Here is a 14,880-nt window from a genome sequence, read left to right as displayed (position 1 = left end):
AGCAATTTATCTTGGTTTAGACCTGCTTATTATAGGTCTTCTTGTTATAATACCCAGACCATTTACTTAGCATGGCAGAGATGCCTTGATCTTACGGATTATGCCTTTATGATGACCATCGCCGGACAACCGTTTCTTACCGATTTTCAGACGCAGCAACTCATCAGTCAGTTCCAGCAAAAAACCGAGCTAAATGTCAGTCAAATAAGTACTCAGCAAGTCTATGTGCTATCACGAGAGCTATCGGGTGATGAGCATAAAAAAGCGCTAGATCTACTTGCGGTTGACTCATCAACAACGCTAGCTGCGCCGCAAGAAAACCAACATCAAGTCATCGTTGGGCCACGTTTCGGCACCATCTCACCATGGGCAAGTAAAGCAACCGATATCTTTAATAACTGTGAAATCGAGATCAACCGCGTTGAGCGTGTCGTTGTTTATACGTTGACCCTCGATAAAAAAATAGACGGTGAAGCAGGCGAAAAACTACCAGTAGATGCCGAGCAGTTATTGTTTGATCGTATGACCCAGAGCCTGGTTTATGACTTGAGCGATGTCAGCAAATTGTTTGATGATCAAGCGCCAGCATCATTGAATCATATCGACGTCATTGGACAAGGTCAGGCAGCGCTAGAGTCAGCCAATACCGAGTTTGGCTTTGCCTTATCAAGTGAAGATATCGATTACCTGATGAATGCGTACGTCAATGAACTAAAACGCAATCCAACGGACGTTGAGCTGATGATGTTTGCACAGGCAAACTCAGAGCATTGCCGTCATAAGATTTTCAATGCCCAGTGGACCGTCGATGGTGAGGTACAACCCAAATCACTGTTCCAAATGATCAAGAACACCTACCAGTCTAATCCACAAGGCATCTTATCTGCCTATAAAGACAACGCTGCGGTCATGGCAGGCGCTAATGGTATGCGTTTTTATCCTATCCCGACCGACGCTATGGATGTAAATTCTGCTCATCCTTATGATTTCCATCAAGAAGAAATCGATATCCTGATGAAAGTTGAGACGCACAACCACCCAACAGCGATTGCACCGTACTCTGGTGCAGCGACAGGTGCTGGTGGTGAGATTCGTGATGAAGGCGCAACAGGTCGCGGCGGTAAGCCAAAAGGTGGTCTAACAGGTTTTCACGTATCACATTTGCATATCCCTGAGCTGGCTGAGAAATGGGAACAGTCAGGTCAACTGAGCACGCAAGACTATGGCACGCCAGATCGTATGGCAACCAGCCTTGAGATTATGACCGAAGCGCCATTAGGTAGTGCCAACTTCTCGAATGAGTTTGGTCGTCCTAATCTGTGTGGTTATTTCCGTAGCTTTCAGCTAGATACGTCAGCGGCAAAAGACGGTAGCGAGATGCGTGGCTATCATAAGCCAATCATGCTGGCAGGTGGTTACGGCAATATCAAACGCAACCTCATTGAAAAAAACACCATTCAACAAGGTGACTTACTCATCGTCCTTGGTGGTCCTGCGATGCAAATCGGTTTGGGCGGCGGTGCAGCATCGTCGGTCGATAGCGGTGACCTTGATGAAGGTTTGGATTTTGCTTCAGTCCAGCGTGACAACGCTGAGATGGAGCGTCGTTGCCAAGAAGTGATGGATCGCTGCTGGGCACTAGCCGGTAATGATGTCGATGCGAGCAATAATGGCAAAGACGGTAACCCTATCGTGTCATTGCATGATGTGGGCGCGGGCGGCATCTCTAATGCAATGCCAGAGCTGGTCAATGACCACGAGATGGGAGCGGTACTGAACCTGCGTAACGTTCCATCGTTAGAAGCGGGCATGTCGCCAATGGCCATCTGGTCAAACGAAGCTCAAGAGCGTTATGTCCTCGCGATTCGCCCAGATAGCGAAGCCCAGTTTGATGCGATCTGCGCGCGTGAGCGCTGCCCGTATGCCATCTTGGGTACAGCTACGGATGTGCGTCAATTGGTGGTTAACGATTCGCTGCTAGATGAGCAGCCTGTCGATATGCCGATGCAAGTATTGCTCGGTGGCACGCCAAAGATGAAGCGTAGCTTTGAGCGTACTGATGGCACGTTGCCAGCATTAGCGCTTGGCGATGTTAATTTAGCTGAGTCTATCAAAGACGTATTGCGTCATCCAACCGTCGCTAGTAAATCATTCTTGATCAGCATCGGTGATCGTTCTATCACGGGTATGGTCGTGCGTGATCAGTATGTGGGTCGCTATCAAGTGCCCGTGGCAGATTGTGCGGTAACAGCGTCAGGCTTGGTCGCGCTTGATGGTCAGGTGATGAGCGGCGAGGCCATGAGTATCGGTGAGCGTACACCAGTAGCGCTTATCAGTCCAAAAGCTTCTGCGCGTTTAGCAGTGGGTGAAGCAATTACTAACATCGCTGGTGCGCGTATTGCTCAGCTGTCTGATATCACCATGTCAGCGAACTGGATGGCAGCATGCGGTGATGACGCCGAGGATGCTGCATTATTTGACGCGGTACATGCCGTCGGTGAAGAGCTATGCCCAGCACTGGGTATTGCTATCCCAGTCGGTAAAGACTCGCTATCGATGCGTGCGAACTGGACTGACAGCAGTGAAGAAGGTGATACGGATAAATCAGTCGTGTCGCCAATGAGTTTGGTGATTACTGCCTTTGCCCCTGTGGTTGATGTGGCAAAAATGCTAACCCCTGAGCTAATTAATGGCGATAGCGCGTTCTACCGTATTGACTTGTCAAAAGGCAAATTGCGTCTAGGCGGTTCAATCCTTGCGCAAACGCTGAGCCAATTGGGTAACGATTGCCCAGATCTAGCACAGCCAAGCGACTTAATCGACTTCTTTAACTTTGTCCAAGCAGGCAACGCGCAAGGCATCATCAGTGCCTATCACGATATCGGTGATGGTGGTCTACTAGCGACTATCGCTGAAATGCAGTTCACCAGCCGTCAAGGTATCAAGCTGTCATTAGATGACGACAACTTACTCGGTCAGCTGTTCAGTGAAGAGCTGGGTGCAGTCATTCAAGTACTACCAGAAAACGTCGCCGCTCTCATGCAGTTGGCAGAAGAGTTTAACGTTAGCGATATGCTCAGCCTCGTTGGTCAAAGCTCGGAAGAAGATAGCTTACTAATTCAAACGCCAACGCTTATGGGTGATGACACGCTACGCTTTAGCCGTACTGAATTGCAGCAAGCATGGACGCAGGTCAGCTATCAGATCGCGCGTCGCCGTGATAATCCAGCGTGCGTACAGCAAGAGTATGACTTGATTAGCGACGCGAGCCATAAAGGCCTGATCGCTGCGCCAAACTTTGATCTCAATCAAAAAGTTGAAGAACCGTACTTGGCTAGCCGCAAAGAGAAGCCAAGAGTCGCAATTCTCCGCGAGCAAGGCGTCAATGGTCAGACAGAGATGGCAGCAGGCTTTACCCAAGCGGGCTTTGAAGCAGTCGATGTACACATGAGCGATCTACTCAGTGGCCGTATCAATCTACGTGACTTCGATGGTCTGGTCGCTTGTGGTGGCTTTAGTTATGGTGACGTACTCGGCGCAGGCTCAGGCTGGGCGAACTCTATTTTGTTCCATGACGAGCTACGCATGCAGTTTGTCCGCTTCTTTGCCCGTCCTGATACCTTTAGCTTGGGTGTCTGTAACGGTTGTCAGATGATGGCGCAGTTAAAAGACCTCATCCCAGGTGCAGAAAACTTCCCACGTTTCGTCGCAAATAAATCCGCTCGTTTTGAAGCGCGTACCGTCAACGTAAAAGTTGAGCGTACCAAGTCTATCCTGTTCAAAGGGATGCAAGACAGCATCTTGCCAATCGCTGTGGCGCATGGTGAAGGCTATGCGACGCTGAACAATACCGAGATCGACGGTATGGCAAACCACGGTCAGCTGGCGATGCGTTATGTCGATAGCCAAGGTCATCCAACTGAGACGTATCCGCTCAATCCAAACGGTTCGCTCGGCGGAGTCACGGGTCTGTGTAGCACCGATGGTCGCGTCACTATCATGATGCCGCATCCTGAGCGTAACCTAAAAGCGTATAACCACAGCTGGAAACCAGAAGAATGGGATGAGGACGGCGCGTGGATGCGTATGTTCCGTAACGCTCGTGCTTGGTTTAGATAGGCTAAGTTGGTTTAGATAATATTGTAGATAACTGTTTTTTAGAATGAAAAGGTGAGCGTAATGCTCACCTTTTTTGTGTTTGGGGTTTGGGTTTTTAAAGTAGGAGAGCTGATCCTGCTTTTCGCTACTATCTTGGTCGTCCACTGGGGCGGTGGCTAAGACTAGAGGCGTTCCAACATTCGAGCGACCACTTCTAGCCACGCCTGCGCAGCCCAGTGACCAACCAAGTATATACGCTGCAATCAGGGCTAAAACGCGCTTCTGAATGACCATTTTATGATAAATTAGTCTAAACTTTAATTTTAGTGTTATTGGTGCGCTGGGCGCACCCTACGAACTCATTGTTTTCTTTGGAGATTAGAATGGACAATCAATCTGAACCGAATAAAGTCGAAAGCAAGCCACACGAAAAATCAGATGATAATTTACCGAAAAAATGTGGCATTGTAATGCCTATTGCAAGTATGGAAGGCTATCCTGAATCTCATTGGAAAGATGTCAAAAGGATAATAGAATCTGCTATTAAAGAAGCTAATTTTGAAGCTAGATTAGTGAGTGATGCGGATGATATAGGCGTTATTCACAAACGTATTGTTCAGAACTTATACGATAACCCAATGATAGTTTGCGATATAAGCGGTAGAAATCCAAACGTCATGTTTGAGCTAGGATTGCGTCTAGCTTTCGATAAACCAACAATCATTATAAAAGATGAAGTAACACCTTATTCTTTTGATACCTCTGTAATTGAACATCTAAGTTATCCAAAAGACTTAAGATATCATGACATTGAAATTTTTAAAGAAAATTTAAAAGATAGAATAAAAAAGACTTACAAAGCATATGAAAGTGACCCTGAAAATTATTCTACCTTCTTAAAAAACTATGGTGCGTTTAAAGCTCCATTAATTACTGAAGAAACAGTTTCTGTTGATAGATATGTGTTAGAAGAGCTTAAAAGCCTTCAATTATCAGTTAATCGCCTTTCTAGCTCTATGAATTCTAAGTCTACAAACCGCAATAGTAAAACGCAGTTCGTTAGGAATGCAACAGCACACCAGCTAGATTTTCATAATTATGAAGAGCCTAATATTTTAGAGTTTTATCTTGATGGAATTAGAAATAAAGACGAGTTAGTTATAAACTTACAAGAGGTTTTAGCGGAATTTAGTTTTATTATAGAAAAAGTAAGTTTTAATTCAGGGAAGCTCTTTATTGAAGTTAAAAATATTAATCATGAGCATTTTGATGCTGTTGGAGAAGTAATTTCTCAAATAGAAGGATTAGGCTATGACATAGATGAGTTAGATCATAATATATATAGACTATCTGAAGGTAGGGGGTAGATTAATGACTCCAAAAGAGTTCGAACAGATAGTTGGTCGCATAATCTCAATTATGGTTAAGTCAGGTGACGAAGTAGTATGGAATGTTAAGATTTCTGACCCTGATAACCCAAAGCAGATGAGACAAATCGATATTGCGATTAATCATGATGGTTTAAAAAGCCATATTGAGTGCAGGCATCATAGCGCACCCCAAGACGTAAAATGGATTGAAGAGCTAATAGGTAGAAAGTTGAGTCTAGATGCGTTCGCGATGATAGCAGTATCTAGCTCAGGTTTTACCGAAGGAGCAACTAAAAAAGCTGAAAAACATGGTATTTTTCTCCATACCTTAACAGAGCACTCGCCTGAAATAGCTCATACATGGGGTCGATCCTCAAAAGTTGAAGTTGGATATTACGGTTTTCACCCCTTAGATATACATTTAGTATTTAATGAATTACCAAATGCCAATCTTCAAGAAATTGTGAATGCGTTCAGAGTTAAAAATAACTTTATTAATACTATTTTTAATAAACTGAAATACGCAATAAATGAAAATGGGGAAATAAAGAGTTTTCCATATGATTTACAAGTAGAAGGTTATGCTGGATTTATGGATTTACTCGACAGGAATATCGAAAAAGTTAAGATAAAAGCGACAACTCATTATATGAAAGAGATTGTAGAGCTTCCATCGCTAATGATATTTTCGCAAAGCTCTCATAATTATCAAAATTTAGCTAGAGTTGAAAGATCAGATGCTCATAATTCGGAAATAATTTCCGCAGGATCAAGAGTTAAGATACAAATTGACATAACCAAAATATTGAATATAGAAAGTAACAAAGTTTTTTCAGGTCGTATCGATTTGGGTTTACGTCAAAAAACTCAAATTCCTGAAATAGAATGTATAGGTAGTGCTGACCATGAAATATCACTTTATGATGTCGGTTTTAGTGTGAGTGACTTATCTGATAATGTGTTGTAATTTGATTTACTCACTCACGTTCCAAATTAATATTCACAGTTTCTCTTAGCCTCAGCAATCAACTCATGAATCTTATCGCTTTTTAATATCCAAAAAAAACGGCACTAAAATCAGCGCCGTTTTTTGAGTCGTGAACATTTAAAATTTAACCAATAATCAACAAAATCAATCCCAGCTTAAAATCACCTTACCGCATTGCCCACTTTCCATGATATCAAAGCCTTCTTGGAAGTCATCAATGTGCATGCGATGGGTAATGATAGGCGACAGATCAATACCGCTAATCAGCATTTGCTCCATCTGATACCACGTCTCCCACATCTCACGCCCATAAATACCTTTTAGGGTTAGCGCCTTAAAAATAATCTTGCTCCAATCCACCGTAGTGGTGTTAGGCAAAATGCCCAAAAGAGAGATTTTAGAGCCGTTATACATATTACTAATCATTGAATCAAAAGCCTGAGGCGAGCCTGACATCTCAAGCCCAATATCAAATCCGTGCATTTTTAACGTATCGATAGCGCCTTCGATAGTTTCACCTTTGGCTGGGTTGATGGTCATCGTCGCGCCCATCTTTTTGGCAAGCTCTAAGCGATAATCGCTGATATCACTGACCACAATATTACGCGCTCCGGCAAATCGGCAAATCGCTGTTGCCATAGAACCAATCAGTCCCGCACCCGTGATTAGCACATCCTCACCAAGGACAGGAAAGGATAGGGCAGTATGCGTGGCATTACCAAACGGGTCCATAATGGCGGCCATCTCATCGCTGATACGCTCATCGAGTTTGATGACATTATCGGCAGGTATCACCAAATATTCGGCCATCGCGCCATCGCGATTCACGCCCACGCCTATCGTGTTTTCGCACACATGGAGCTTACCTCGGCGGCAATTACGGCAATGCCCGCAAGCGATATGACCTTCGCCTGTAACGCGGTCGCCCACTGCAAAATGCTTGACACCATCGCCCATTTCACTAATGATACCGACGTACTCGTGCCCGATGATCATCGGCGTCTTTATGGTTTTTTGTGACCACTCATCCCACTTATAAATGTGCAAATCCGTACCACAAATGGCGGTCTTTTTAATTTTTATTTTGACGTCATTGATGTCGACTGTCGGTTCTGGCACGTCTTGCATCCAGATGCCTTTTTCGGCATGCGTTTTAACCAGTGCTTTCATAATTTTCTCTTATTTTGGCTATAAGTAGTGCCTACCTATGAATTATCAAATACCTAAGCAATCACTTCCATTTGCTTGGCGACTTTGATAAAGGCGGCGATACACTGGTCGAGCTGCGCGCGCGTATGGGCAGCGGAGAGCTGGACACGAATGCGTGCCTCGTCTTTGGGGACGACAGGGTAGAAGAAGCCAATCACATAAATGCCCTCGCTAAGTAGCGCCTCTGCCATTTGTTGCGAGACAGTGGCGTCATACAGCATCACCGCACAAATTGCCGATTCGGTAGGCTTGATATCGAAGCCCGCATCTTGCATTTGCTTCACAAAATAGGCGGTATTTTCATGCAGTTTGTCTTGTAGGGTATTGTCTTCTGCTAGCATCTCAAACGCTTTTAACCCGGCGGCCGCGATCATGGGCGGAATGGAGTTTGAAAACAGATACGGGCGTGAGCGTTGACGCAGCATCTCAATCATTTCTTTTTTACCCGTCGTAAAGCCGCCAATCGCACCGCCAAATGCCTTGCCTAAAGTACCTGTGATCAGCTCGATATCACCGCGTAAATCAAATAATTCAGTCACGCCGCCACCCGTGCGACCGACGACGCCTGCTGAATGACACTCGTCGATCATGACCATAGCATCGTACTTTTGTGCGAGCGCATAAATCTCATCCATCGGCGCCACATTACCATCCATTGAAAACACAGCATCGGTGACAATTAAGCGAAAACGCTGTGCTTGTGCTGCTTGCAGCTGAGTCTCTAAGTCTTGCATATCCGCATTGGCGTAGCGATAACGCGCAGCTTTACACAGACGCACACCATCGATGATTGAGGCATGGTTTAACGAATCAGAAATAATGGCATCATCTGCGGTCAGCAGTGGTTCAAAGACACCGCCATTGGCGTCGAAACAGGCTGCATAAAGAATCGTATCTTCGGTATTAAAAAATTGAGAAATCGCCGCCTCTAATTGCTTATGTAAATCTTGCGTACCACAAATAAAACGTACCGATGACATGCCATAACCTGAGTCTTCAATGGCATCGGTGGCCGCCTTTTTAATCTCAGGATGGTCAGACAATCCAAGGTAATTATTGGCACAGAAGTTAAGCATTTCACGACCATCGGCGATGGTGATGAGCGCATCTTGCGGAGAGGTAATAACGCGCTCGGTTTTATACAGACCTGCGTCGCGGATATCGTCGATTTCTTGTTGTAGATGCTTCTGAAAGGCTTGATACATAAAAATTCCTTTTTTATATTATTAGTGTCTGCTTAGGATCTGTTTAACGTACAAACATTGGGACTGCTGATAGAACCAAATTATTCACTTATTAATGCGGGTTAAGCACAAATCGTTAGATACTGGCGCACTACATTATCCATGCCTTGCTCTAGCGACTCGATGGTAAACGCATGACCGATAGATACCTCAGCGATATCACTAAGCGCGAGCAGATCAGCCAAATTATCCAAATTCAGATCATGACCCGCATTGACGCGGATACCGTTTTGATTGGCTAGGGTGACACAGTCGCTAAAGCGTTGCTTGACCTCATCGAAGTCAATATTGGCATCACTCTTACCATTACTGTAGGCGCGCGCCCATTCTTCGGTATACATCTCGATCGTTTGCACGTCGCTGTCGATGACCGCTTTGATTTGTTCGATATCAGGGTCGATAAATACCGCGCAGCGTGTGCCAAACCCTTGCAGCTCATGACTCAGTGCTGACAGCATATCTTTGTATTTAATGATGTCGAAACCATGATCGGAGGTCAGTTGGTCTTCGCTATCGGGCACAAGCGTACATTGATGCGGTTTGACCTCACGGATAATCTTTAAGAACTGCTCGTTTGGGTTACCTTCGATATTGAACTCAATCTCTGGATAGTCTTTTAAGAATGCACTGATATCATAGACATCCTGGTATCTGATATGACGCTCATCAGGTCGCGGATGCACGGTAAAGCCTTTGACACCGAGATCAATGAGCTTTTTTACAAAATACAGTAGGTTGGGATAATCTGTGCCGCGAGAGTTTCTGATTAAGGCGAGTTTGTTTAAATTAACACTAAATAGGGTGCTCATCATATTTCCTTTTTCATTGTTGTTATGGGTAGATAAATAAATAGATAGATAGTTGTTAATGGCCAATACCTAATTTTAATAGAAGTCATCCCGATCAGCATACTTCATATTGAGCGCCTGTAATATCGCATAGGTCTCGCTATCCATATTACCGGTTGGCTGCTGCGGTCTGAAATGTAGCTGAAACGCATAAATCACATCACGGCTGGGTTTGTCCCACTCGTCACTATTATTGATCTGATAGCCGTATGTGCGAAAGGCTTGCTTGATCTCTTGTACGCTTGGCGCGACCAAGGTACGCCGATTCATAATTTCTTGCTTGTCCGCTTCATCATACCAAGCGCCGATGCCATAATCGAAATACAGTCGTTCCCACGGGAATTTGGCACCCGGGTCGATCTTGCGTGAGGGTGCCATATCCGAGTGACCGATGATGTTCTTCGGCGAGATGTCATAGCGTATGGCGATATCTTGTACTAGCTCCGCGACCTTCTTAATCTGCAATTCATCAAATGCCACATAATGCTCATAAGGATGGTAATCCATAGCACCATTCTTTAGCGCGTCTCGGTATTCAGGCTTGATCCCCGCGTTGACGATTTCGATACCGATAGAGGTATCGTTGAGGATGGTACGTCCTGCAAAGCCACCGTCGCCTGCATGCCACGCGCGCTCAGATTCGGGTACGAGGTTATAAATTTTATCATCATCACTGTCTAGGATTAGATAGTGCGCGCTGACCTTGCCCGTCGTCAATGTCTTTATCGAGCGCTCATTATCTGAGACCGTATAGTGCAGGACGATGGTCTTTATACGCTGGCTTTTGCCTGTCGATTGATAAGTATCGCTATCGACGCTGTAGCTTTTGGTCGTAGCGGCTGGTGCAGTCGTGGTCACGCAGCCAATCAAGGGCAGCGTGAAGCACGATACTAGTACTGATGCCAATGCTAAAGAGGTCATACTTTTTGCCATAAATTGCTCTATATAGCGGGAGTGTAGTGTGCTGATATTATGCGCTACGGTGCTACGGTTTGCACAGGCATTATTTTTCGATACCCCATTATGCCTAGGATAACAAAGAGTCCTAGCAAGACATAAGCATTGAATGACAGCGCCGCTGGTGAAAATGGTAGCAGTAGTAGCGATATAAAGACCACGCTGATCACTACAGAAAGATAGTTCAGTAGACCTGCTTGTTTCTTTTTTCGCTCATTGACGAGGTCAGCGGTCGTGACATAAGCAAAGCCCACCGTAATACCCAAAGATGCCATGGTCACGATATCGAGCAGGTAGTTTCTACCGAGCCAAGGAGAAAGCAGACATACGAAGCAGATCAATATCACGGTTTTTTGCTTACTAAAGTGATTGTTTTTATCCGTAAATATACTAGGCAATAGCGACGTGTCGCTCATAGATTCTAAGAGCTTAACAGATGACAATATAAAGCCATTGATACCGCTCATTATTGAGCCAATCATCGCTATCGATAGCAGCCAGATGCCGATGCTACCGATACGATTGTCTATGCCTTCACCTGTCGCCCAGTTGCTGTCTTTGATAGCTTGGTAGTCAAAACTCATGTTTAGCGCAGTAAAATAGTTGATCAAAAAATAAAACAACACGCCTGCGATGAGTGAAATTAGGATAATGCTTTTAGTCTTGGTTTTTGAGTCACTGATGGCTTTTGAGATCTGCGGCGTGGTCTCAAAACCGACATATGCCCATGGCATTACGGCTAATATAGGCAGCCATGCGAAACTAGTGATAGAGCTACTGGACATATCAGTGGGCAAAAATGCTTGAGTAGCAGGCGTCATCCAGAGCGAGGCAAAAAACAATGCCGTCACTGACAAAATCATAAATAGGGCGATATATAGCTGGATTTTTGCGCCGACTCGTACGCCCTTTAAATTGATATAGCTGAACAAAATAATAGCCGCACTGCATAGGAATACTTCACTGGCGTAGACTTCCCAACCGGCAATCGTATACAGATAACCTAATTGTAAGCCGCTGGGCAATAGATATCGCAACAGTAAAGCGACAGCTGATATATTGAGCGCGATAATGGAGATATAACCTATCGTGACGCCCCAACCATAAATATAGGCGTGCTTTCTATTGATATACTTTTCAATCCAATAGATACCGCCTGACTCGTTTTCTGGTGTTTGGGTCAGCAAGTTGATGTAAGCGCGCGCTACCATATAGATTGCCAAAGTACCGATAATAATGGCAACAGAAGAGCCTAATAGCTGTGACTGGGGCAAAAATAAATCGCCTGGCATCACATAAGCACCCCAGCCGATAATGGCGCCTACGCTGATGGCAATCGCCTGTAGATAACTGATGCTTTCTGTTTGTTCACTCATGGCTGTCTCCTTTGAGATGTAAAACAAAGGAGAGTGTCGTTCTTATTGTAGAATTGGGCTGGGGCATGAAAAACCTTGTGACGCCATTACGCAGGGTACTGGCCATCTCTTATAAATAGAAAAGTCATACTAAAGGTTTTTATTAAGTGATGCTTTTGCGATCCTGTTGGATTTTTTTAGCCAGAACCTTTTTCCAACTCGCCTCCAAACACTCAATTGCCAGCCAAGGCTCAATCACCTCGGCATCAAACTTTTCTTTCGAATTGGCCAGTTGCCAAAGTGTCTCTAGCGTGGCAAACGGATAAGGACGTTCGACGAGATATACTGGCAAATCAGCGTTAATCATGCCATCACGCACCACTTGAAAATACCAGCCAGAGATACCTCGCTTGCTGACCCATGCTGCGATATTGGGCACCTTGGTAAATTGGCCAATTTGGTCATTGATTTTGTAGCAGGGGCGGCGCGGTTGGACGATACGTAGTTGTACGCTATCTTCACCTTTTATATTGTCTTCACTATACTGCCCGCCATACTGATAAACATCACCAATACAGACATTAGACTCGTCCATCTCAGACAAGCCATTGACGGCTTCAGTCGTAAGGTTTTCACCGAGTGTACCGACGCGTACTTTTAGGTCAAACTCTGTATTGATTTTTTCATAAGTCGCAGTTGGCAGTTGATGCACTGCTTTGAGTGGGCCGCCGTGATGTTTGCGGTCGGCTTGCTCATCGGTGATCAATCCCATAAAGTTGACGGCAACAGGCGTTTTGATTGGCGCTTTATCAATGGCACTCATTTCTTCGCGAGTGAATGGCATGGCTTTTCCCGCGCGGACACATACTAAGTTTGCCACATGCAAGGGTAGGTTAATCTTAGGGTTTGAGCTGTGGTCAGCAGACATGAGCAGTCCTTAATAAAAGCGTCATAGACAAGACAAAAATTGGGAAAATAAGTAAGATATTATCATAGCAAGCTATCGCATTATTAGCCATTTTAATGGGTATTTATCATGACATATATGCTCAAATATAAGCACAAAAAAAGACCAGAATAATGATTCTGGTCTTTTTGGTCTCATGCTTTTAGGATGATGCGATCATTGTACTCAATGACTTTATTTGTTCTTGTTGCGACGACCAGCAGTTTTCTTTTCACGCGGCGTAGCAACCAGCTCAGCCAACTGGTCAGGTGATGACCATAGACCTTCTAAGTCATAGAACTCACGCGCTTGCGGGGTCATGATATGAACGACAACTGCGCCCAAATCGATCAGTGTCCAGTCAGAGTCGATACCGCCTTCACGACCCAGCGGCATAAAGCCTGATTGCTTGGCTTCAGCACCAACGCTATCCGCCATCGCACGGACATGACGTTTTGAGGTACCATCAGCGATGACGATGCGTTCGGTGACGTCGGTCAAGTCTTCTACATTCATTACAGTAATGTTCTTTGCTTTCATATCATCTAGAGCGCTTTGTACTATGGTCAAACATTCTTTTAGGCGTTCTTCAGTCATGGTTTTGGTCATAAACTTTAATCTCTTGAATCGTAAATATTAAAAATAAAGGGGTAAAACGTCAATTTGTCTTATCCGACTGATCACATATTGTCAGTCATGCATAAAAACAGGATAGGAAAAATGACATAGATAAGGCGATTTTAACGGAATTGAGCAGCAGAATATAGCTGATGGGCGATAATATAGTGATAAACAGCAGGATTTAGCCATTTAGCTAATGGATTGAATTCAGTATTGCTAATGATAGCATTTATTGATGCTATAGATGCGATTTGCCTATCAGCGGCGGGTATTTTATTTATTTTTTGTGCCAGCTCTTGTAGCTGTTCACGTATTTGGGTGCTGGATACGGCAGTGATGGGCCGCGTATCTATATAAATGCGTCCTTGATTGGCGTTTTTCAAGTCAGAGCTATTTAAATGAGTGCTGTCTTTCAAGCATTTGGAACTTGAGGTTAATAGTGTCATAGGTGAGTCTGTGATACGGGGCTGCAATGACACTGGCAGTTGCGACTTGAGAGTAGAGATATCTTGAGCAGTCGCTGTATCTGCAAGTGGCGATACACTGTCAGAAATACCATCATTGTTACTATCGTGGCTTGCACGATTGAACACCCATAGATTGACATAGTCAGTGAGTCGTAATCCATCTTTCCATTTGTCCAAGCTATGCGCGCTATCCATACCCATAATAAATATCAAGCTGTCATGAGGATATTGCTGTCTGAATGCGCGCACACTATCAATCGTATAGACAGGTGGCGTTTGCCATAGCTCCAGCTCACTGATCTGTATCGGTGTGTTTTGCGTTGCGAGTCTTAGCATGGCTAAGCGGTGATTAGGGTCTGTGCTCTGCGCTTTAAATGGTGAGCGTGCATTGGGTAGTAGGTAGACGTGCAAGGCGCGCTGTTGTTGTATAGCGATGGGTAGTAGATGCTGATAGACAGACATAGCCACTTGTAGATGTCCATTATGTACCGGATCAAATGAGCCACCAAGATACGCGCGGATAGCAGGTAGGGGTGAGGTGAGTGTGCTTTGCTGGTCGCTTGTGGTATTAGGCATAGTTATAAAGGGGCAGGCGCTTGTTGTGGTGATAGTACATGAGCTATCAGAGTATGGCAGTCGTGAGTAAGTGATAGAACCATTGTAGAGGGCAGATGAGCATCTGTCACCACTGCCTGTCCGCATAGCAACTGCATATCACCGCATCATCAATAAGAACCGACTATCATGGCGATAGTCGGCATTATATAAGAGGATAAC

11 protein-coding genes are annotated in these 14,880 nt (G+C 44.7%); 3 read left to right on the top strand and 8 right to left on the bottom strand.

Translation table 11 applies throughout. The features are described 5' to 3' along the window. Positions 1-108: 108 nt before the first annotated feature. The 3 genes from purL to AC5JP1_RS08935 all read left to right on the top strand — a co-directional run bounded on the left by purL (position 109) and on the right by AC5JP1_RS08935 (position 6,435). A complete protein-coding gene (gene purL, locus AC5JP1_RS08945) occupies positions 109-4,119 on the top strand; it encodes a phosphoribosylformylglycinamidine synthase (protein WP_319051216.1) in 4,011 nt (1,336 codons plus the stop codon). A gap of 362 nt (positions 4,120-4,481) precedes the next feature. Next, entirely contained in the window at positions 4,482-5,465 is a 984-nt protein-coding gene (locus AC5JP1_RS08940) for a hypothetical protein (RefSeq protein ID WP_319051215.1), read from the top strand. A gap of 4 nt (positions 5,466-5,469) precedes the next feature. Then, positions 5,470-6,435: a restriction endonuclease gene (locus tag AC5JP1_RS08935; protein ID WP_493843868.1), complete on the top strand. Its 966-nt coding sequence runs from the start codon at positions 5,470-5,472 to the stop codon at positions 6,433-6,435. A gap of 165 nt (positions 6,436-6,600) precedes the next feature. Here the strand turns inward: AC5JP1_RS08935 and tdh are convergent, their stop codons facing one another. The 8 genes from tdh to AC5JP1_RS08895 form a co-directional block, all read right to left on the bottom strand. Continuing rightward, positions 6,601-7,626, bottom strand: a complete 1,026-nt coding sequence (gene tdh / locus AC5JP1_RS08930; protein ID WP_493843867.1) for an L-threonine 3-dehydrogenase — start codon at positions 7,624-7,626, stop codon at positions 6,601-6,603. Between the two features lie 53 nt (positions 7,627-7,679). Beyond that, positions 7,680-8,870: a glycine C-acetyltransferase gene (gene kbl / locus AC5JP1_RS08925; protein ID WP_493843866.1), complete on the bottom strand. Its 1,191-nt coding sequence runs from the start codon at positions 8,868-8,870 to the stop codon at positions 7,680-7,682. A 101-nt stretch (positions 8,871-8,971) separates the two neighbouring features. After that, positions 8,972-9,718, bottom strand: coding sequence for a pyridoxine 5'-phosphate synthase (locus AC5JP1_RS08920; protein ID WP_493843865.1), 747 nt, complete (start codon positions 9,716-9,718; stop codon positions 8,972-8,974). Between the two features lie 75 nt (positions 9,719-9,793). Further along, complete coding sequence (locus AC5JP1_RS08915; RefSeq protein ID WP_493843864.1) at positions 9,794-10,690, bottom strand: N-acetylmuramoyl-L-alanine amidase; 897 nt, start codon at positions 10,688-10,690, stop codon at positions 9,794-9,796. 44 nt (positions 10,691-10,734) lie between these two features. Then, entirely contained in the window at positions 10,735-12,090 is a 1,356-nt protein-coding gene (locus AC5JP1_RS08910; RefSeq protein ID WP_493843863.1) for an APC family permease, read from the bottom strand. Between the two features lie 142 nt (positions 12,091-12,232). Next, on the bottom strand, positions 12,233-12,997 hold the full coding sequence (locus AC5JP1_RS08905; RefSeq protein WP_493843862.1) for an MOSC domain-containing protein: 765 nt from the start codon (positions 12,995-12,997) through the stop codon (positions 12,233-12,235). A 213-nt stretch (positions 12,998-13,210) separates the two neighbouring features. Next, the gene (gene rsfS / locus AC5JP1_RS08900) at positions 13,211-13,624 is read right to left on the bottom strand and encodes a ribosome silencing factor (protein WP_443525250.1); all 414 of its coding nucleotides are present in this window, start codon (positions 13,622-13,624) and stop codon (positions 13,211-13,213) included. Between the two features lie 131 nt (positions 13,625-13,755). Then, positions 13,756-14,679 (bottom strand): nicotinate-nicotinamide nucleotide adenylyltransferase, encoded by a 924-nt coding sequence (locus AC5JP1_RS08895; protein WP_493843861.1) that lies wholly within the window; start codon positions 14,677-14,679, stop codon positions 13,756-13,758. Positions 14,680-14,880: the final 201 nt, after the last annotated feature.

The organism is Psychrobacter sp. H29, assembly GCF_059073055.1.
Note: the sequence above shows the minus strand (reverse complement) of the source record. Positions and strands in the feature narration are given on the sequence as shown.